The organism is Gilliamella sp. wkB72, from assembly GCF_001693745.1.
GTDB lineage: Bacteria > Pseudomonadota > Gammaproteobacteria > Enterobacterales > Orbaceae > Gilliamella > Gilliamella apicola_E.
The window spans coordinates 87,263-107,317 of sequence record NZ_LZEI01000006.1 but is presented as its reverse complement, the minus strand read 5'-3'; the positions used below and the strand labels follow the sequence as shown (position 1 = coordinate 107,317).

Annotated in this window: 16 protein-coding genes; 12 read left to right on the top strand and 4 right to left on the bottom strand. The window is 34.8% G+C overall.

The annotated features are described in order from the left end of the window. Positions 1–172 precede the first annotated feature (172 nt). The 3 genes from A9G07_RS01865 to A9G07_RS01855 all read left to right on the top strand — a co-directional run bounded on the left by A9G07_RS01865 (position 173) and on the right by A9G07_RS01855 (position 3,858). Positions 173–913, top strand: a complete 741-nt coding sequence (locus A9G07_RS01865; RefSeq protein WP_065733796.1) for a GntR family transcriptional regulator — start codon at positions 173–175, stop codon at positions 911–913. A gap of 92 nt (positions 914–1,005) precedes the next feature. Continuing rightward, entirely contained in the window at positions 1,006–2,097 is a 1,092-nt protein-coding gene (locus tag A9G07_RS01860; RefSeq protein WP_065733795.1) for a YcbX family protein, read from the top strand. Positions 2,098–2,172: 75 nt separating this feature from the next. Next, complete coding sequence (locus A9G07_RS01855; protein ID WP_065733794.1) at positions 2,173–3,858, top strand: tetratricopeptide repeat protein; 1,686 nt, start codon at positions 2,173–2,175, stop codon at positions 3,856–3,858. A gap of 56 nt (positions 3,859–3,914) precedes the next feature. On the opposite strand, the gene A9G07_RS01850 is transcribed toward A9G07_RS01855, so the two are convergent. Beyond that, positions 3,915–4,496, bottom strand: coding sequence for a cell division protein ZapC (locus A9G07_RS01850; protein WP_141677448.1), 582 nt, complete (start codon positions 4,494–4,496; stop codon positions 3,915–3,917). 295 nt (positions 4,497–4,791) lie between these two features. Beyond that, positions 4,792–6,270, bottom strand: a complete 1,479-nt coding sequence (ilvC, locus tag A9G07_RS01845; RefSeq protein WP_065733793.1) for a ketol-acid reductoisomerase — start codon at positions 6,268–6,270, stop codon at positions 4,792–4,794. A 170-nt stretch (positions 6,271–6,440) separates the two neighbouring features. On the opposite strand from ilvC, the gene A9G07_RS01840 reads away from it, so the two are divergent. From A9G07_RS01840 to ruvC, 7 genes are all read left to right on the top strand, one after another. Further along, positions 6,441–6,668, top strand: coding sequence for a YhdT family protein (locus tag A9G07_RS01840; protein WP_065563416.1), 228 nt, complete (start codon positions 6,441–6,443; stop codon positions 6,666–6,668). A 10-nt stretch (positions 6,669–6,678) separates the two neighbouring features. Next, positions 6,679–8,130, top strand: a complete 1,452-nt coding sequence (panF, locus tag A9G07_RS01835; protein ID WP_065563415.1) for a sodium/pantothenate symporter — start codon at positions 6,679–6,681, stop codon at positions 8,128–8,130. Continuing rightward, positions 8,105–8,971, top strand: a complete 867-nt coding sequence (gene prmA / locus A9G07_RS01830; protein ID WP_065733792.1) for a 50S ribosomal protein L11 methyltransferase — start codon at positions 8,105–8,107, stop codon at positions 8,969–8,971. Before panF ends, prmA begins: the two co-directional genes overlap by 26 nt. A gap of 36 nt (positions 8,972–9,007) precedes the next feature. Further along, a complete protein-coding gene (gene dusB / locus A9G07_RS01825) occupies positions 9,008–10,006 on the top strand; it encodes a tRNA dihydrouridine synthase DusB (protein ID WP_065733791.1) in 999 nt (332 codons plus the stop codon). Between the two features lie 16 nt (positions 10,007–10,022). Next, positions 10,023–10,319, top strand: coding sequence for a DNA-binding transcriptional regulator Fis (gene fis / locus A9G07_RS01820; RefSeq protein WP_034883623.1), 297 nt, complete (start codon positions 10,023–10,025; stop codon positions 10,317–10,319). Between the two features lie 369 nt (positions 10,320–10,688). Next, the gene (locus tag A9G07_RS01815; RefSeq protein WP_034883630.1) at positions 10,689–11,432 is read left to right on the top strand and encodes a YebC/PmpR family DNA-binding transcriptional regulator; all 744 of its coding nucleotides are present in this window, start codon (positions 10,689–10,691) and stop codon (positions 11,430–11,432) included. Then, positions 11,432–11,920 (top strand): crossover junction endodeoxyribonuclease RuvC, encoded by a 489-nt coding sequence (gene ruvC, locus A9G07_RS01810; RefSeq protein ID WP_065563411.1) that lies wholly within the window; start codon positions 11,432–11,434, stop codon positions 11,918–11,920. The genes A9G07_RS01815 and ruvC overlap by 1 nt, the downstream gene beginning before the upstream one ends. A gap of 173 nt (positions 11,921–12,093) precedes the next feature. Here the strand turns inward: ruvC and A9G07_RS01805 are convergent, their stop codons facing one another. Then, the gene (locus A9G07_RS01805) at positions 12,094–15,306 is read right to left on the bottom strand and encodes an efflux RND transporter permease subunit (RefSeq protein ID WP_065733790.1); all 3,213 of its coding nucleotides are present in this window, start codon (positions 15,304–15,306) and stop codon (positions 12,094–12,096) included. A gap of 13 nt (positions 15,307–15,319) precedes the next feature. Beyond that, positions 15,320–16,510: an efflux RND transporter periplasmic adaptor subunit gene (locus tag A9G07_RS01800; RefSeq protein WP_065733789.1), complete on the bottom strand. Its 1,191-nt coding sequence runs from the start codon at positions 16,508–16,510 to the stop codon at positions 15,320–15,322. A gap of 376 nt (positions 16,511–16,886) precedes the next feature. Here A9G07_RS01800 and zipA point away from each other — a divergent pair, with 376 nt between their 5' ends. Together zipA and ligA are read left to right on the top strand one after the other, a co-directional pair. Next, complete coding sequence (gene zipA, locus A9G07_RS01795) at positions 16,887–17,798, top strand: cell division protein ZipA (protein ID WP_065734158.1); 912 nt, start codon at positions 16,887–16,889, stop codon at positions 17,796–17,798. 168 nt (positions 17,799–17,966) lie between these two features. Continuing rightward, on the top strand, positions 17,967–20,033 hold the full coding sequence (gene ligA / locus A9G07_RS01790) for an NAD-dependent DNA ligase LigA (protein WP_065733788.1): 2,067 nt from the start codon (positions 17,967–17,969) through the stop codon (positions 20,031–20,033). The last annotated feature ends 22 nt before the right edge of the window (positions 20,034–20,055 follow it).

Genomic DNA, 20,055 nt, shown 5'->3' with positions numbered 1-20,055 from the left:
TTTACTATGATTTAGGTTTATTTAAGGCTGATATAAATAAAATTGAGTATGAATTAACTTAAGAAGGAATAAGGTTGAATGGCGTTGAACCTATTTAATATATAGTCAAAATATTGCTATCTGAGGTTATTTGAATGAAAATGATAACTAATAGAAAAATTGAGGAATCAAAATGAGTGGTAACATAACAACAAAACAATTAAAAGTTATCAATTACATTACTAATCTAATAGAAGAAAAAAACTTATCTACTGGTGAGAAAATTGATACTGAAGTTAATATTGCAAAGATTTTGGATGTAACTCGTACCACTGTTAGAGAAGCCACCAGACATTTATTAGAAGAAGGACTAATTTACCGTGTCAGAAAGTCAGGATTACATGTAGGTTCATTTGAGCGAAATATTAATCTAACTGGTAAATTTAATGTAATCTCTCATTTCGATTATCAGGCTAAAAAACAAGGTTATAGGGGAGCTAGAAAAGTTCTTTCTGCAAGTATAATTCCTGTTCCAAGTGAAGAATTGGCCAATTTACTTAAATTAAAGCGAAATGATTTTGTTTATAAAATTGTTAGATTAATGTTTTTTGATAATATTCCTGTATCAATAGAGTTTACGTTAATACCTGCAAATTTATTTCATCAGTTCGAATTTAGTCAATTAGAGATATCAAAATTTGGTTATATTGAAGAGATCACAGGAAAAAAAGTAAAAAAACGAATTCAAAACATTATGGCTGTAAATGTCGATGATGAAAAAATTGAGAATTCATTAAATATAGCTAAAAATACCGCCCTACTAAAACTTGAGGAAGTCACATATCTTGAAGATGATACCCCATGCGAACATAATACTTCTTTTATAAAAGCAGAATATCATCCTATACAAAATATCATTGAACGACGATTGTAAGATAGCTTAGGAATGAATTTATGGCACTTAAATATATAAATCCCTAATAATTAAATATATAATTTGATCAAACTAATTAAATATTTGCCGATATGATTGCCGTTAAACAACTCTTTATCTATCCGATTAAATCAATGCAAGGTATTGCATTGACGCGTGCCAAGAGTATTGATGGTGGCTTTGAATATGACCGTATCTTAATGATAAGTGAACCAGATGGAACATTTATAACTGCCAGACAATATCCAGAGCTGTTAAAACTTAAAACGGTAATAATTGACAACCAAGTGCAGGTGTCATTACCAACTAACGAATCAATCGTGATTAATTTCGATGAGTTTTCACTAAGTAATGAAGCAACCGAAGTTTGGGGAAATCACTTTACATCACATATTGCGCCAATTAAAGTTAATCAATTTTTTAGCCAATTTCTTCAAAAAGATGTGCAATTGCGTTGGATCGGCAAAAAATTGAGTCGAAGAACTAAACGTTATCCAGATGTGCCAGTTAGTTTTGCTGATGGTTATCCTTATTTGTTGTTAAATCTTGCATCATTTAACTATCTTGAACAACAGTGCCCTGAAAAATTAGATATTCGCCAATTTCGTGGCAATATTATTATTAATGGCGCACTCCCTTTTGCAGAGGATGGATGGAAAACCATTAAAATTGGTGAGTTAATATTTGATATCATCAAACCTTGTACTCGTTGTGTATTAACCACGTTCAATGTCAATTCAGCCAAAGCTTTACCTAATAATGAACCTTTAAAAACTTTAAGTTATTTTAGAACTAATTTGGATGGTAAAATTGATTTTGGTATGAATATGATTGCTCGAAATCATGGTACTGTATCGATTGGTGATAAAATTGAGGTACTTGAACGCCAACCAGCTAAAAGCTATATTAAAAACTTTCCTACAGAATCAATAAAAGACTATCAACCTTGTACAATTACTTTCCAAGATAAAAAAATTAAAGGTAATAATCAGCAAACAATTTTAGAACAACTTGAACAACATCATATTTCAATTCCTAACTCTTGTCGGGCTGGTGTATGTGGTCGTTGCTCAGTATTATTAACAAAAGGGGATGTAAAACCTTTAACTCAATCAGCGATTAAACAAAATAAACATATTCTAGCCTGTAGTTGTGTTCCAAAAGGTGATATCACTATAGAATAGAAAAATAATAATTTTTATTATAAGACAAAGAATTTAATTTATTAAAATAATGGAATAAATATTAGGCTACAGTGGATGTTAAAAAAATTATTTTTATTTACGCTTCTCGGTTCCCTTTCTACACCTGTATTTTCTTTAGATCATTATAAAATGGTTTTCGACAATATAAAGGAAAAAAAAGAAGAGAAAGTCCTTAAAGAATTAGAAGAAGACAATACAACAAATCTAACTTATCTTACTCAGCTAGGGATGAGTTATATTGAATTGGCTAATACACTTCACAACAAAAGTTGCAATAAAATTCATAACATTCATGATTTAGTATCAACTTGGAAAGACCAATTTATTTTGACTAATGATATCTATTATGGTGTGTATGGTGAAGAAGATGATCGTAATAATTACTTGTCTTATAGATGTAAAAACCTAGAAATTGACATAATAAACGTTTTCATAAAACCTAAATTAATAGATAAAGGATTATCATTAATTCGAATTGCAATAATGAATGGTGATTTAAACACCATTAAATTAGTAATGACTTTAGAAGATAGTAGAAAAAATCCTAATTACTATTATTTTCATGATTTTATTGAATATATGAAAAAAGAAAATAATCAAAAAGTAAATGGTTATGTATCTTTTTTAATTGGTCAAGCATATCTTACTGGTAAATCTATTGATAGAGCTCCTGGTAGAGCACTTTGGAGATTTTCTGAAGCTAGAGATATTGGTGAACCATCTTTACCCTACTTTATTGCTTTTGCTAAAATTGAAGCTCAAATTGATACTTTATTGAATTCTAAATATCTGTTTGATGAAAAAATTTATAAAGATGAAAACACAGAGGTTGATAAAAGTATCTTGGATGGTATGCAAGATAACGCATTTCGAGGGGATATTCCTTCCTTACTTTATTTGAGTGGCTACTATTTAAATGAAGTTAAAATGAACAAAGCTTTAATGTATTTTAAAAAGGCTTGCGCATTGTCTTCTTCTCCAGCATGTGAAATGTATAAGAATAATCTCAAATATTCATACCATAAAGAACTCTATCCGTTATTGGAAAAATTCGACAAGGATAAACCTGATCCTAAAATCGCCATAAAAATAGCTAAATGGTGTGAAAAAAATTACAAATATTTACCCGCTATTTATTTTTACTCTTATGCTGCGGATAATGATCCTAAGTTGTTTCTTCACATAATTGACTTATATTCTAAAACTAGTCTTCATGAAGATGACCAAGATAAAAAAATTATGGAAAATTATATTAAGTATTCCAATTATGTTAAAAATCCTCACATTTTAGGATACATTGCTTCGAGGTTCAGTTTTATTACAGAGATAGATAAAAAAATTTATTGGTTAAAAGAAGCAGCTAAGGCAGGGGATTGGAAAGCTAACAGTTCTTTATCTAAGCTATATATGGAAGGTTACTATGTTCCTCAAGATTTTCCTAAAGCAATTTACTGGTTCAAAAAATATTGCTTTCAAGGTGGCTATAGTACTCCAGGTTGTAGACCTTTATATGAATTACGTAAAGATCCTGAATTACAACTTGCGTTAAAAAATAATGATATGGATGCTCAATACAAAGTAGGTTTAATGTTTTTTGATGAAGAACCATTGTGGGAAGCTGGACTGGATTATATAAAAAAAGCAGCTGAACAAGGGCATGAATTCGCAAAAGAGAAGTTATTGGATCATGGTAATCGTACTAAAATGGATTACTTTATAATATATTACATGCCAGGTTGATAAGTTTTAAAAGAATCAATGAGTAGTATCATACTACTCATTTTTAATTAAGATAATTAGGAAATAGCTTTTAATTCCAACTGCTCATTAACCAACGTCATAGAGCTTTCTGTTTTTACAAACTGATTAGCTAATGCTAGTCTATCATTCATCACTTTAATCGCTTCTGAAAAACAGAAGGTTTTGTTCATAGCCACAAACGTCGGTTGAGCAACAATGCAAAGCGATGCGTTTTCACCAGCTTCAACGACCAATAAACATACCCTTTGACCGGATTCTTGTAGGTTTACTTCCACAATATCAGCAACTTTGGGATTATAAAGCATAGGTTGCTGAGAAAAATACCAGCTCTTAGGCATTTGTGGTTTCAAAAAATTTGAAGCAACAATTGCATTAATTGATAATTCAATTTTTTGAGCGTCACTCAAAATCAAAGATTGACAACTATCATAAAATAGATAATAAGCTGTTGCGTCATCGACAGAAAACGAAAACTCACTAAATACATCAGGTATTAGTGTTTTACTTGCATAATTACAACGAAATAACATTTCTGATGAAATTTCAAGCATTAAGCTGTCGTATTCATTATCAAAATACCAACGCCAGCTATCAGTTGGTCGAAAAGCCATTTTCATTGATATTTTATCCTTACAAATTGAACTAAATTTGAACAAAATATACCATAACTAATATAAAAAATAAATAAAAAGTTAAAATAAAAAATTTTTAATTATTTAATTTTTAAAAGTTTTATGAAAATTTTAGAAGGATCCGAATGATCTAAGTTGGATCCTTTTTTTGATCCTTGATCCTTTGTGATCAAATCGTAATTTTACAAAATATTAAATGCGGTTAAAGCTTGATGTTAAGATACTTTAGACATAAAAAAAGGTGCTTATTAGCACCTTTTTCATAACTGATTAAGATCAATTAACTTGCTACATTGATCCTTTTCATATCTGTCATATAGCTACGAAGTTTACGCCCAACGATCTCAATTGGATGGTGACGAATAGCTTCATTAACATCACGTAATTGTGCATTATCAACACTGCCTTCAGGTATAGCTTTACCTAAGTCACCTGCTTGTAACATTGGCATGAATTTCTCTTTTAATAATGGAACAGCTGCATTAGCAAATAGATAGTTACCATATTCAGCGGTATCAGAAATAACGACATTCATTTCATACAAACGTTTACGAGCAATTGTATTTGCAATAAGTGGTAACTCATGTAGTGATTCATAATAAGCTGATTCAGGTAAAATACCCGATTCAAGCATTGTTTCAAATGCAAGTTCAACCCCTGCTTTAACCATTGCTACCATAACAACACCTTGATCAAAATAAGCTTGTTCGTCAATCTTACCTTGATATTCGGCAGCTTTTTCGAATGCAGTTTCACCCGTTTCTTTACGCCATTTCAATAAGTTAACATCATCGTTAGCCCAATCTTTCATCATCGTTGATGAGAATTCGCCTGAAATAATATCATCCATATGTTTACGGTAAAGATCAGTCATGATCACTTTTAATTCTTTAGCTAATGCATTCGCACGTAATTTAGCAGGATTAGATAAACGATCCATCATTAACGTAATGCCACCTTGTTTTAATGCTTCAGTGATCGTTTCCCAACCAAATTGTAATAATTTACAAGCATATGCAGGATCAACGCCATCTGCGACAAGTTTATCAAAGCAAAGTAATGATCCAGTTTGCAACATACCACATAAGATCGTTTGTTCACCCATAAGATCAGATTTAACTTCAGCAACAAAAGAAGACTGTAAAACACCCGCTCTATGACCGCCTGTTGCAGCAGCCCATGCTTTAGCAATTGCTAAACCTTCACCTTTAGGATCATTTTCAGGATGGACAGCGATCAGAGTTGGTACACCAAATCCACGTTTATACTCTTCACGAACTTCTGTTCCTGGACATTTTGGCGCAACCATCACTACTGTGATATCTGGACGAATTTTTTCGCCAACTTCAACGATGTTAAAACCGTGTGAATAACCTAATGCTGCACCCTTTTTCATCAATGGTTGAACAGCTTGTACTACAGCTGAATGTTGCTTATCTGGAGTTAAGTTGATAACTAAATCAGCGGTAGGAATTAATTCCTCATAAGTTCCAACTTTAAAGCCATTTTCTGTTGCTTTTTTCCATGATGCTCTTTTTTCTGCAATAGCTTCTTTACGTAAAGCGTAAGAAATATCTAAACCAGAATCGCGCATATTTAGCCCTTGGTTAAGACCTTGAGCACCACAACCAACGATCACAATCTTTTTGCCTTTTAAAAAATTAGCTTCTGATGCAAATTCATCACGAGCCATAAAACGGCACTGACCTAGTTGTTCTAATTTTTCGCGTAAATTTAATGTATTAAAATAGTTAGACATTATTCTCTCCATGAGTTGAATTATTTTTAATCAGAGCACTATAGCGTAAAATCATAATTGCGAAAATTGATATATTTAGAACATTATATTGCATAAATTGCAATAAACTTGCCAAGTTAAACACTTTCTTTTACTCTAAGTCCCCCAAATTAATTAACCATTTATTTAATATGGATACTCGTTACAAGCAGGCTAATAAAGAAGCAAAGCTTTCATTGTTACTTACTCTTATCTATTTCGCTGCATGGGTAATTAGCGCTTATAGTTTAAAAGATCAAAAAGGTTTCATAGGTTTACCATTATGGTTTGAGCTGTCATGTATAATGGTACCATTCGGTTTTATCTTGTTATGTTATATTGTGGTAAAAAAACAATTCAAAAATATTCCATTAGAATAGGCCATTAAGCGTGCAATTAGATATTATTCTTCCTCTTATTATTTACCTTATATTTGTATTTGCGTTATCAATTTACGCTTATATAAAAAGAAAGAAAGTAAACCAATTTACTGACTATTTTATTGGTAATCGCACCATGGGCGGTTTTTTACTGGCGATGACCTTGGCTGCAACTTATATTAGTGCTAGTTCATTCATCGGTGGGCCAGGGGCTGCTTATAAATATGGACTTGGCTGGGTGCTTTTATCAATGATCCAAGTCCCTACTGTATTACTTTCACTGGGCATTTTAGGTAAAAAGTTTGCTATTTTAGCCCGTAAATACAATGCAATAACGCTTAGTGATATGCTCTATTCTCATTATAAAAGCAAAATGATTGTATGGTTTGCAAGTATCGCTTTAATTACTGCTTTTGTTGGTGCAATGACAGTACAATTTGTAGGGGGAGCCCGTTTATTAGAATCATCTGTCGGTATTCCTTATGACAATGGATTGATTATTTTTGGATTCGGCACAGTAATATATACGGCTTTTGGTGGTTTTAGAGCCAGCATTTTAAATGATGCTTTCCAAGGCTTAGTTATGATAATCGGTGCCATTTTACTTTTAGTCGCAATTATTTACGCTGGTGGTGGGATTACAAATATTATTGACCGTTTATATACAATCGATCCGGCTTTATTAACACCACAAGGACCAAATAATTTTATGGACTTCCCTTTTATGGCTTCTTTTTGGGTTTTAGTCTGCTTTGGTGTTGTTGGTTTGCCACATACTGCTGTTCGTTGCATGGCCTATAAAGATAGTAAAGCAGTTCACCAAGGTATTATTATTGGTACTATAGTTGTAACAATCATCATGTTAACTATGCATTTATCTGGAGCACTCGGTCGTGCGATAGTGAGTGATTTAACGATTCCGGATCAAATTGTACCTACATTAATTATAAAAGTTATGCCTCCTTTGGCTGCAGGAATCTTTTTGGCTGCGCCACTTTCAGCTATAATGTCCACAATTAATGCCCAATTACTACAAGTATCATCAGTAATTATTAAAGATCTATTCCTAACGATAAGACCAAATACCAAATTTAGTGATAAAATGTTAACTCGATTATCAGTTACCATTACCTATTTCTTTGGTGGATTATTGATATTAGCCGCATGGAAACCACCCGAAATGATCATCTGGCTTAATTTACTAGCATTTGGTGGGCTTGAAGCAGTATTTTTATGGCCATTAGTACTCGGATTATACTGGAAAAAAGCGAATGCAACAGGGGCACTTTGCTCAATGTTAGCTGGTGCAATAAGCTATACTCTTCTCGCTGTTTATAACATTAAGATTTATGCTTTCCATCCAATCATACCATCGTTACTGATCGGATTAGTTGTATTTATTATTGCCAACCTATTTGGCCAAACAGGAAAAAACTATGCCTTGGATTCAACTCAGAATTAACACTACTAATGAATTAGCTGAACAAATCAGCGAGCAACTAGAAGAATCGGGTGCTGTATCAGTCACTTTTCAAGACACTTATGATAACCCTGTTTTTGAACCGTTACCTGGTGAAACGAAACTTTGGGGAAACACCGACGTAGTTGGACTTTATGATGCTCAAATAGATATTGATGAATTAAAAGCGATACTAAATCTAGACCAATATTCTTATAAAATAGAACAGCTAGAAGATAAAGATTGGGAAAGAGAGTGGATGGATAACTTTCATCCAATGAAGTTTGGTAAAAGATTATGGATATGCCCTAGCTGGCGAGACATTCCTGATCCTAATGCAGTCAACGTAATGTTAGATCCTGGTCTAGCATTTGGAACGGGGACTCACCCGACAACAGCATTATGTTTAACTTGGTTAGATAGTCTAGATCTAAACAACAAGATTGTGATTGATTATGGTTGCGGTTCAGGCATTTTAGCCATTGCTGCATTAAAATTAGGGGCTAAGCGAGTCATTGGAGTAGATATTGATCCTCAAGCGATCCAAGCAAGCCGTGACAATGCTGAGCGAAATAATGTTAGTGAAAACATTGAGCTATATTTAGCAAAAGATCTTCCTAATAATTTACAAGCAGATGTTGTTGTCGCAAACATATTAGCTGGTCCTTTAAAAGAACTTGAACCACAGATCAATAACCTTGTAAAAACTAATGGAAAACTAGGATTATCAGGTATTTTAGCCACTCAATCTCAAAGTGTTTATGAAGCATATCAGACTCATTTTGAACTTGATCCTATTATTGAGCAAGAAGAGTGGTGCCGAATTACTGGTAAAAAAAAGTAAAAATGTGACATTACCCCCTTTTAACTTAGAGGAAAAATGCGTAATATAGCCGACCTTAATTTGCTTAGCATTGGCAAGGTCACATTAAAAAACAATTTAATTGCGGCCCCTATGGCAGGAATAAGCGATAAACCATTTAGAAATTTATGTCATCGCTTTGGTGCAGGAATGACTATTTCTGAAATGTTTTTAGCTAATTCAGATGTATGGCATACTGATAAATCAGCATTAAGAATGATTTCAACTGATGATGTTGGTATACGTGCAGTCCAAATTGTTGGCTCAGATCCAGATGAAATGGCTAGAGCTGCTGAATTTAATGTCAAACATGGTGCTCAATTAATTGATATTAATATGGGATGCCCTGCTAAAAAAGTAAATAAAAAATTAGCTGGTTCTGCATTAATGCAGCATCCAGATTTAGTAAAAAATATTTTGCAAAAAGTTGTTGGCTCAGTTGATGTGCCAGTAACACTAAAAACTCGGACTGGATGGGATAAAAATAATAGAAATTGCATTGAAATCGCACAAATTGCGCAGGATTGTGGCATAAAGGCTATTACTATTCATGGGCGAACTCGTGCATGCTTATTCAATGGAAAAGTCGAATATGACTCAATTAAAGCAGTGAAAGAAAAGGTAACGATTCCGGTAATTGCAAATGGTGATATTTGTACACCAGAACAAGCAAAAGATGTTTTCAAATATACGCAAGCTGATGGTATAATGATCGGCCGAGCGGCACAAGGGCGACCTTGGATATTTGAAGAAATTGCATTCTATTTAGCACACGGACAGTTAAAAAAAAATAAAACAATTGATGAAGTTGAACAAATTGTGTTAACACATCTTGAAGATCTTTATCAATTTTATGGAGAATACAAAGGATTAAGGATTGCCAGAAAGCATGTAAATTGGTATACCAAGAGTTATGCTGATAGTGATCAATTCAGGCGCTTATTTAGTGTACTTAGCAATACAAGTGAGCAAGTAAAAACACTAAAAGCATTTTTTAGTCAAATTAGAAACAAATAAAAGAGTTAAAAATACTATGTCAGAACAACGCGTTACAGCTGCAGCACTTAAATTTACAACTGTAAACTCTCAAGACCAAATAACACAAAAGCCTTTACGAGATTCAGTAAAACAGGCTTTAAAAAACTATTTATCACAATTAAATGGTGAAGATCCTACTGATCTATACGAATTAGTGTTAGCTGAAGTTGAACACCCATTCCTTGATATGGTTATGCAATATACTCGTGGCAATCAAACTCGAGCAGCAAATATGCTTGGTATCAACCGTGGTACTTTACGCAAAAAATTAAAACAATATGGAATGAGTTAGTAAAAATTTTAAACCATATTATTTAACAAATTAAAAGCGCTGCTTGATAGGGCGCTTTTTTTATTTTTTACTAACTAAAAATTTATTCAAGCCTAAGAGCACTAAACAAGTGTTGCACAAAGCTTATATAGCGATTTTTTAATTATCAATACAATTTAACGTTATATACCTATAAAAACTATTCTTTTCAAACTTTCAGCAATAAATAAGAGCAATGTTGTATATTCACATACTCAACTTTTATTGAAATGACTCTAATAAAAACTTTATTATTAACAGCATAAAAGGAATAAAGAGATTGATAATGAACTTTAGCTAAAAGTTTGTTAAAATAGCTCGATTTTTAAATTATTTAATCTGGAGAATTTTATGGCAGGTCATAGTAAATGGGCCAATACCAAACATCGCAAAGCAGCTCAAGATGCTAAGCGCGGTAAAATCTTTACCAAAATTATTCGCGAACTTGTAACAGCAGCAAAACTTGGTGGTGGCGATCCAGCGTCTAACCCTCGTCTACGAGCTGCTATGGACAAAGCATTATCTAACAACATGACTCGAGACACTATGAACAGAGCTATTGCTCGTGGTGTTGGTGGTGAAGATGATACGAATATGGAAACAATCATCTATGAAGGTTATGGACCAGCAGGTACTGCAGTAATGGTAGAATGCTTAAGTGATAATCGTAACCGCACGGTATCAGAAGTTCGTCATGCTTTTACTAAAACGGGTGGAAACCTAGGTACTGATGGTTCTGTATCTTACTTATTCACCAAAAAAGGCGTTATCTCATATCCAACTGGAACTGACGAAGATCAAGTCATGGATGCAGCGCTTGAAGCTGGTGCTGACGATGTTGTGACATATGACGATGGTGCTATTGATGTATTTACAACACCTGAATCATTCGGTGAAGTCAAAGATGCACTAGATGCAGCAGGCTTAGTCGCTGAATCCGCTGAAGTTTCAATGATTCCAGCCACTAAAGTTGATTTGGATATTGATTCTGCACCGAAACTACTGCGTCTTATTGACATGCTTGAAGATTGTGATGATGTTCAAGAAGTTTATCATAATGGAGAAGTTTCAGACGAAGTTGCAGCAGCACTCTAATGACTATCATTCTGGGGATTGACCCAGGTTCTCGTTTGACGGGTTACGGTGTAATTCGCCAAACGGGACGACAACTAACCTATCTTGGCAGTGGTTGTATCCGTACTGCAGTTGATGACTTACCAACGCGTTTAAAACGTGTCTATGCCGGAGTAAGCGAAATCATCCTCCAATTTCAACCTGACATGTTTGCTATTGAACAAGTGTTTATGGCTCATAATGCCGATTCTGCGCTAAAATTAGGTCAAGCACGAGGTTCTGCCATTGTTGCAGCGGTTAATAATGATTTACCCGTTTTTGAATATGCCGCACGATTAGTTAAGCAAAGCGTAGTTGGAACAGGAGCAGCGGATAAAAAGCAAGTACAGCACATGGTTAAGTTATTACTTAAATTACCGGCAAGCCCTCAAGCAGATGCCGCTGATGCGCTCGCAATCGCGATTACCCATGCGCATATGACCCAACACTTAGTTAAATCACATCGATAAAGTCCAATCTTTAAAAAAATCACCTCAATATCTGGTTTATATCACTCAAAAACCCCGTTCCTCAACGCAAAATTTAACTGAATACAAACTCAATTATCGTTTAAAAGATTAATCCAAAAAGCACATAAAAAAAGCACCAAGATTATTGGTGCTTTTTAACTCTAACCTATTGGTTATTTATTTTCAGAGTTGCCTGTAAAGTTAGTTGGCAATACGACTTTATTCTTATGTTTAGTAAATACTTTAGTTACAAATAAGAAGAATAGCGGAACATAGAATATCGCCAAGAATGTTGCTGTCAACATACCGCCGATTACCCCTGTACCTACCGCATTCTGGCTTACAGAACCAGCACCACTACTTGTTGCTAATGGATACACACCAAGAATGAAAGCAAACGAAGTCATTAAGATTGGACGTAAACGTAGACGACAAGCTTCTAACGTTGCATCGATTAATGATTTACCTTCTTTTTCAAGTGCATCTTTAGCAAATTCCACAATCAAAATAGCATTCTTAGCCGATAAGCCCATCGTAGTTAAAAGACCAACAATAAAGTAAATATCGTTATCAAGACCTCTAAACATCGTCGCATATACGGTACCGATAATACCTAGTGGGATCACAAATAGGATCGAAATAGGTACTGTCCAGCTTTCATATAGAGCTGCTAACGACAAGAACACCACAATGATTGAAATATAATAAAGTGTTGTAGTTTGAGAACCTGTTTGACGTTCTTGATAAGAAATATCTGTCCAGTCAAACGAGAAGCCCTTAGGCAAGTTTTTAGATAGTTCTTCCATAGTCGCCATAGCTTGACCAGAACTCAACCCAGGGGCAGCCGAACCACTAATACCCATTGCCGCTACACCATCATAACGCACAAGTGATGGTGAACCATAACTTTTCGTTGTGGTTGCAAATGCATCATAAGGAACCATTTCACCTTTTTGATTTTTCACATGCCAGAAACTAAAATCATCAGGAAGCATTCGATAAGCTGCATCAGATTGTAAATAAACCTTTTTAACACGGTTGTTATAAACAAAGTCATCAATATAAGCTGAACCTAATGCAGTTGAAAGCACGGTATTAACACTACTTACCGCAACACCAAGCGCTTGAGCCGTTTCGAAATCCACATTAATTTTATACTGTGGAACATCTAACATACTACCAGGACGAACTTGTTGTAAGTTAGGATTTTGAGAAGCTTGTCTCAATAGTTGGAAAAATGCGCCCATCAATGCATCATGTCCAAGGCCAGAGGTATCTTTTAACATATATGAGAAACCATTAGCCATACCAAGTGACGGTACTGCTGGTACATTGGTAATAATGACACGACCTTCAGTTATTGTTGAAGCAAACCCCCAACCACTACCAACTAAGGCATCAACTTTTTGGTCTGGGCGAGTACGCTCATCCCAATCTTTTAATCGAATAAAGCCAAGCCCCATATTTTGACCACGACCAACCATACTAAAACCAGCAACGGTAAATATTTCCTTCACTGAGTCAGCCTTTTTCTCCATATAGAAATTAGAGGTTTTATTCAACACCCCCATGGTTTGTTCTAATGTAGAACCGGGTGGTAATTCAACCATGACAATTAATACCCCCTGATCTTCATTTGGTAAGAAGCCAGTTGGTAAGCGATTAAATCCAAATATTAAAGCAACAACAATCAACCCATAGCAAATAAATGAAACGAGAGGATATCGAATAAATTTAATTACACCTTTTTCATAGGCATGTAAACTTTTGTTATATACATTATTAAATTTATTAAAGAACCATTTAGTACCAATTGAAAACCAGATAAATGGCGGCACACTTCCTAATTTTTCACCAATCGTAGCTTTCTTAATTTTGCTTTTTGACGGCGCTTTTAAAATTTGAGCACAAAGTGCTGGTGTTAACACAATTGCCATCACCACTGATAATGACATTGACGTTACAATAGTGATTGAAAATTGACGATAAATCCCCCCTGCTGCACCACCATAAAATGCCATTGGTACAAATACTGCTGAAAGTACCACAGCAATACCAACTAAAGCAGAAGTAATTTGTTCCATCGATTTAACGGTTGCATCATAAGGCGAAAGCCCTTCATCATGCATAATACGTTCAACGTTCTCAATAACCACAATGGCATCATCGACCAGAAGACCGATGGCAAGAACCATAGCAAACATAGATAACGTATTAATGGTAAATCCACAGATATATAGAACCGCAAACGTACCTAACAATACTACCGGTACGGTGATGGTTGGAATAAGTGTAGAACGCAGATTTTGTAAAAACACATACATAACGATAACAACCAAAATGATTGCTTCGATTAAGGTATGTACTACGTTGTTGATCGATAATTTAACAAATGGTGTTGTATCATAAGGATACGCAAATTTAATATCCTCAGGAAAAATATGAGATAACTCTTCAATTTTTTTGTCAACTTTTTCAGATGTATCAAGTTGGTTAGCACCTGTTGCTAAATAAATACCTAAACCGGCTGATGGTTTACCATCATAACGAGAAAGGAAATTATAATCAGCTGCACCAATTTCAACTTTAGCTACATCTTTTAATAAAACATTTGAACCATCTGTATTAACACGAAGTAAAATATTTTGAAATTGCTCTGGTGTTTTTAAACGTGATTGAGCAGTAATGGTGGCATTAAGTTCTTGCCCTTCAGTGGCTGGTAAAGCACCTAATTGCCCTGCAGTAACCTGTGCATTTTGCGCTTGGATAGCACTAATAATTTCTTCAATCGACAGATTAAAATAATTAAGTTTATTTGGATCTAACCAAATACGCATTGCATATTCAGAACCAAATAACTGCGTATCACCTACCCCTTGTACACGACGAATCTGATCTTGTACAGTTGAATAAATAAAGTCAGCTATATCTGCTTGTGTTTTTTGAGGATTGGTTGAGTAGAAGCCGATAACTTTTAAGAAGTTGGTGTTATTTTTAGCAACCGAAACCCCATTTTTTTGAACACTTTCTGGTAAACGAGATTTAATACTTTCTACTTTATTTAATACCTGTACCTGCGCAAAATCAGGGCTAGTACCTGGTGCAAAAGTTAACGTAGTTTGTACCACACCTTGAGCACTACTGGTTGATTTCATATAAATCAAATTATCCAAACCAGTTAAGTTTTGCTCAATTAACTGCGTAACTGTATTTTCAATTGTTTGTGCATCAGCACCTGGATAAACCGCAGAAACCGTAACAGCAGGTGGTGCAATATCAGGATACTGTTCAACAGCAAGTAACTTAATACACAAAGCACCGCCCAGCATCATCATGATAGCAATTACCCATGCAAAAACAGGTCTATCAATAAAAAACTTAGCCATAATTAAATCTACCTTATTTCACGCTGTTTTTGATGAGACTATCTAACTGCTCTTGAGTCAATTCAGCAGGCTTACCAACTGCAACCGCATTCATCGCTGTTCCTGTTTCAACCCCAGTTAAATTAAGTAGGCCTGTTGTAATAATTTCTTCACCGATATTAATTCCACTAGTTACCACCCAATAGCCACCTATACCAGTATAAATTTTAATATCTTGGCGATACTCAACCGCACCATCTGGTTTTAAAATCTTAGCTGTATATTGGCCTTTTTGGTTACTAGTAATACCTTGTTGAGGCACTAACACTGCATTTTTAATTGTACCTAATGTCATTTGTGGTTTAACAAACATACCTGGTAAAATTTTACCTTCACTATTTGAAAATTGTGAACGTAACGTAACAGTACCTGTAGTCTCATTAACTGTCATATCTGAAAATTTAATGCTACCTGATAATGCGTATTTAGAACCATCATTAAAGAACAGATCAACGTTATTGCCTTTAGCGGGTTCATAAACAATATTTTCATCTTGAAGATATTTATTATAGCGAGTCGCCGCTTCAGTCATATCAACATAAATTGGATCAAGTTGTTGAACTAGTGCAAGTGGAGCAGCTTGTCCAGCAGAAACTAGCGCACCTTCAGTCACACTTGATTTACCAATATAACCATCAATTGGCGAATAAACTTTAGTATAATCTAAATTAACTTTAGCAGCGTGTTCTGCTGCTTGAGCAACTAAAACACTTGCCTCAGCTTGTTTAGCATCCGCAGCAGCTTTATCATATTCTTGTTGGCTGATGGATTTAGTATTTAATAGCCCTGCATAACGTTTTAAAGTAAGTTGCGCAATATTAGCATTAGCTTTTGCACTTTCTACACTTGCCACCGCACTATCATAATTAGCTTGATAAATAGCGGGATCGATTTGATAAAGTGATTGCCCAGCTTTAACATTCGAACTTTCTTCAAATTCACGATTTAACACAATTCCACTAACTTGTGGGCGAATTTCAGCTATTTGCGATGCAACAACTCGTCCAGGTAAACTAATTTTAAGGGTATAATCTAAAGGTTGGACTTTAAAAACAGTTACCTTGGGTAATTGGCCATTAGCTGATTGGGATTGATTATTATCACAACCAGTTAATAACAATAGACCAGATAATGCCAGCGTAAGTAATAGCTTATTAAATCTCATATAAAAAAGACCTCGGTAACTTAATAATTATTTTTTAATAAAAAACAATGAAATCATTCAAAAGTGATCGGTGATTTTACAAAAAATATGCATTGATTGTAAGTATCTTAACACCTTAATAGCACAGAGTTCTAAAAATTTACTAAATTTAACCATATCAAAACAATAATAATAAAAAAATTATGATTGATATTATGATTATTTGGAGAAATAAAGTAATATATGCGAATTGATTTTTAGTGCTGTAATAAGTGAGTATGGATTTAGCTTACGAATAAAAAGTAAAAAAATTTAATTGTGGTATTTTTTAATCCTTTTTTTTCAATTATATTATTGAATAATTTAAATCTATATTTAATTTAATTCTGAGATGGGTATTATGGATAATTTACGTACTGTTCTAATTGTTATTGCGTCCTTAGTCATTATTGCATTATTGATTCATGGGCTCTGGATCAATAAAAAAGAACGTTCTTCTTTATTTAAGTCAGGCAAAAAAGATAAATTCACACCAAATACTCAACAATTTGAAGACATCTACGGCGAAGAAGACGATGTAATATTACTCACGCCTAAAAATAAACAGGATGAAAGTAATAACCCAGTTGAGTCGGTAGTAGTTGAAGAAGAGAACGTTAAAGAAAACGTGAAAGAAGAAGAGGAAGAACATTTACCTCTTCAAGAAGATCTATTTTCAAATAATGATGACGAAGAAATTGACGATAAGGCTGATAACGAGCCTACAATCAACTTTCAACAAGAAATTTTTGCTGAAGAACCTGAAACACCAAAGGTTAAAGAAGTCCAAAAAACGGCTCAATCAGTATCTGAAGAACAAAGCAATCAAAAACTAGATGTGGGTGAAGACAACCAAACTGAAATTATTGTCTTAAACGTAACCGGTATAAATGGCAAATCATTACAAGGTGATGTACTGTTAGCTAGCATAATGCAATCAGGATTCCAATTTGGTGATATGCAAATTTTCCATCGCCATGTTGACCCGGCCGGCAATGGCCCAATTTTATTTAGTTTAGCTAACATGATTAGCCCAGGTTATTTAGATCCTGAAACCATGCACGAATTTACCACACCGGGTGTATCAATATTTATGGTTGCGCCAACTCATGGTAACAATCAACAAAACTTCAAACTTATGTTACAAACTGCGCAACGTATCGCTGACGATGTCAATGGTGTAGTACTTGATGATGAACATCACATGATGACACCACAAAAGATTGATAGTTATAAAGAACGCATTAAAAAAGCTTGTAACGAAATTTAATCATCAGAACTCTTTTTTTAAAACTATTCCACTAATGAAAATTGGTGGAATAGTTAGTTTATGTTGGTTTACAAACTATATTTATCAACACCTATTGTACTAAATTTAGTTACGTACTATTTTATTGCTAATTCTAAAACTTTTATTTTAATTTAAGAGTTAAAAATCATGCCAAATATAACTGAAAATTCAGTAAATCATTCTGAATCTCTACAAGAGGTAACAGAACAGATAACTGCTTTACGCAATCTGATAAGACATCATGAATATTGTTATTATGTGCTTGATGCACCAGAAATTCCCGACGTAGAATATGATAAATTAATAAAACAACTCCAAAATCTAGAACACAATCACCCAGAACTCATCACATCCGACTCACCAACACAACGTGTTGGAGGGGCACCACTGTCAGAATTTGCATCGGTAAAACATGAATTACCGATGCTATCACTTGATAATGTATTTGATGAATTAAGTTTTAACGCCTTTAATAAAAGGGTAAAAGATCGCTTACATCTCACTAGTAGCCAATCAGTTGAATACTGCTGTGAGTTAAAACTTGATGGATTAGCGGTAAGTTTATTATACGAAAATGGACGATTCATTCGAGCAGCAACGCGTGGCGATGGCACCACAGGTGAAGATATAACTACGAATGTAAAAACCATAAGAACTATTCCACTGGTATTAAAAGGCGAAAACATACCTACTCGATTAGAAGTCCGTGGAGAAGTCTTTATGACACACAAAGGATTTGCCAAGCTAAATGCAGATGCGGAAAAACGCAACGAAAGAACATTCGCAAATCCTCGGAATGCCGCCGCTGGTTCATTAAGGCAATTAGATCCTAAAATCACCGCCAGAAGACCACTCTCTTTTTTCTGTTATGGAGTTGGCATTAATGAGGGCGCAACTCTACCTGATAACCACTATGACCGTCTAATGCAATTTAAAGCTTGGGGTTTACCAGTGAGCGACAAAGTCCAGATTCGCCAAGGTGTCCAAGAAGCACTTGCCTACTTTCATGAAATTGGTGAGGAAAGAATGTCACTTGATTTTGATATTGACGGTGTAGTTATCAAAGTCAACAGTATTGCACAACAACAAGAGCTTGGTTTTGTTGCCCGTGCACCTCGTTGGGCCACAGCATTCAAATTTCCTGCGCAAGAAGAAGTAACACAGCTTAAAAAAGTTGATTTCCAAGTTGGTCGTACCGGTGCCATAACACCAGTAGCAAGACTAGAGCCGGTATCGGTAGCAGGAGTTATCGTTAGTAACGCAACACTCCACAACAGTGATGAAATGGAACGTTTAGGTATTCGTGAAGGTGATTATGTCACTGTACGCCGTGCAGGTGATGTGATTCCACAAATTGTTTCAGTCATTCAAGATCGGCGCCCAGCAGACACCAAAGAAATCATCTTCCCAACCCACTGCCCTATTTGTGGCTCCCTTATTGTTCGCGATGAAGGTGAGGCGATCTCTCGTTGTGCAGGTGGATTGATTTGCCCAGCACAGCGCAAAGAAGCCCTAAAACACTTCGTATCTCGCCGAGCAATGAACGTTGATGGACTCGGCGATAGAATAATCGAACAATTAGTAGACAAAGATTATGTCAAAACACCGGCTGACCTTTACAAGCTAACCTTACCAATTCTTTGTTCATTAGACAAAGTCGGACAAAAATTAGCCAACAACCTAATTAACGCATTAAATCAATCTAAAGACACCACTTTAAATCGATTTATATTCGCCCTAGGCATACCAAATGTTGGTGAAGTCACAGCTGAAAATTTAGTTAACCAATTAGGTAACTTACCAGCGATTGAAAACGCATCATTAGAGCAATTACAAACTATAAGTGATGTTGGTGAAGTAATCGCTGAAAGTATTATCGACTTTTTTCAAGAACCTCATAATCGTGATGTCATTGACCAACTAACCAGTCCGGAAATCGGTATACATTGGCCTGATGTTGAAGTACAACCATTAACAATTGACTCACCATTCTCGGGCAAAACCATTGTATTAACCGGAACATTATCACAATTAACCCGTGACGAAGCAAAAGACAAACTAAAAAAACTCGGTGCTAAAGTTACTGGTAGTGTTTCTAAAAAAACCGACTTAGTGATTGCGGGTGAATCAGCAGGTTCAAAGCTTACTAAAGCAGAAGAGCTCGGAATAAAAGTCATTGATGAACAAGAAATGTTAGATTTATTAAATCAATGAATAAAAAAGGTGGAATAAATCG

Excerpts from the sequence above, each read along its gene's own strand:
- ruvC (WP_065563411.1), top strand. The coding sequence starts at position 11,432 with ATGACTATCATTCTGGGGATTGACCCAGGTTCTCGTTTGACGGGTTAC.
- A9G07_RS01800 (WP_065733789.1), bottom strand. The coding sequence starts at position 16,510 with ATGAGATTTAATAAGCTATTACTTACGCTGGCATTATCTGGTCTATTG.
- A9G07_RS01860 (WP_065733795.1), top strand. The coding sequence starts at position 1,006 with ATGATTGCCGTTAAACAACTCTTTATCTATCCGATTAAATCAATGCAA.
- A9G07_RS01865 (WP_065733796.1), top strand. The coding sequence starts at position 173 with ATGAGTGGTAACATAACAACAAAACAATTAAAAGTTATCAATTACATT.
- dusB (WP_065733791.1), top strand. The coding sequence starts at position 9,008 with ATGCGTAATATAGCCGACCTTAATTTGCTTAGCATTGGCAAGGTCACA.
- fis (WP_034883623.1), top strand. The coding sequence starts at position 10,023 with ATGTCAGAACAACGCGTTACAGCTGCAGCACTTAAATTTACAACTGTA.
- A9G07_RS01840 (WP_065563416.1), top strand. The coding sequence starts at position 6,441 with ATGGATACTCGTTACAAGCAGGCTAATAAAGAAGCAAAGCTTTCATTG.
- prmA (WP_065733792.1), top strand. The coding sequence starts at position 8,105 with ATGCCTTGGATTCAACTCAGAATTAACACTACTAATGAATTAGCTGAA.
- ligA (WP_065733788.1), top strand. The coding sequence starts at position 17,967 with ATGCCAAATATAACTGAAAATTCAGTAAATCATTCTGAATCTCTACAA.
- A9G07_RS01805 (WP_065733790.1), bottom strand. The coding sequence starts at position 15,306 with ATGGCTAAGTTTTTTATTGATAGACCTGTTTTTGCATGGGTAATTGCT.
- A9G07_RS01815 (WP_034883630.1), top strand. The coding sequence starts at position 10,689 with ATGGCAGGTCATAGTAAATGGGCCAATACCAAACATCGCAAAGCAGCT.
- ilvC (WP_065733793.1), bottom strand. The coding sequence starts at position 6,270 with ATGTCTAACTATTTTAATACATTAAATTTACGCGAAAAATTAGAACAA.
- A9G07_RS01850 (WP_141677448.1), bottom strand. The coding sequence starts at position 4,496 with ATGAAAATGGCTTTTCGACCAACTGATAGCTGGCGTTGGTATTTTGAT.
- A9G07_RS01855 (WP_065733794.1), top strand. The coding sequence starts at position 2,173 with ATGTTAAAAAAATTATTTTTATTTACGCTTCTCGGTTCCCTTTCTACA.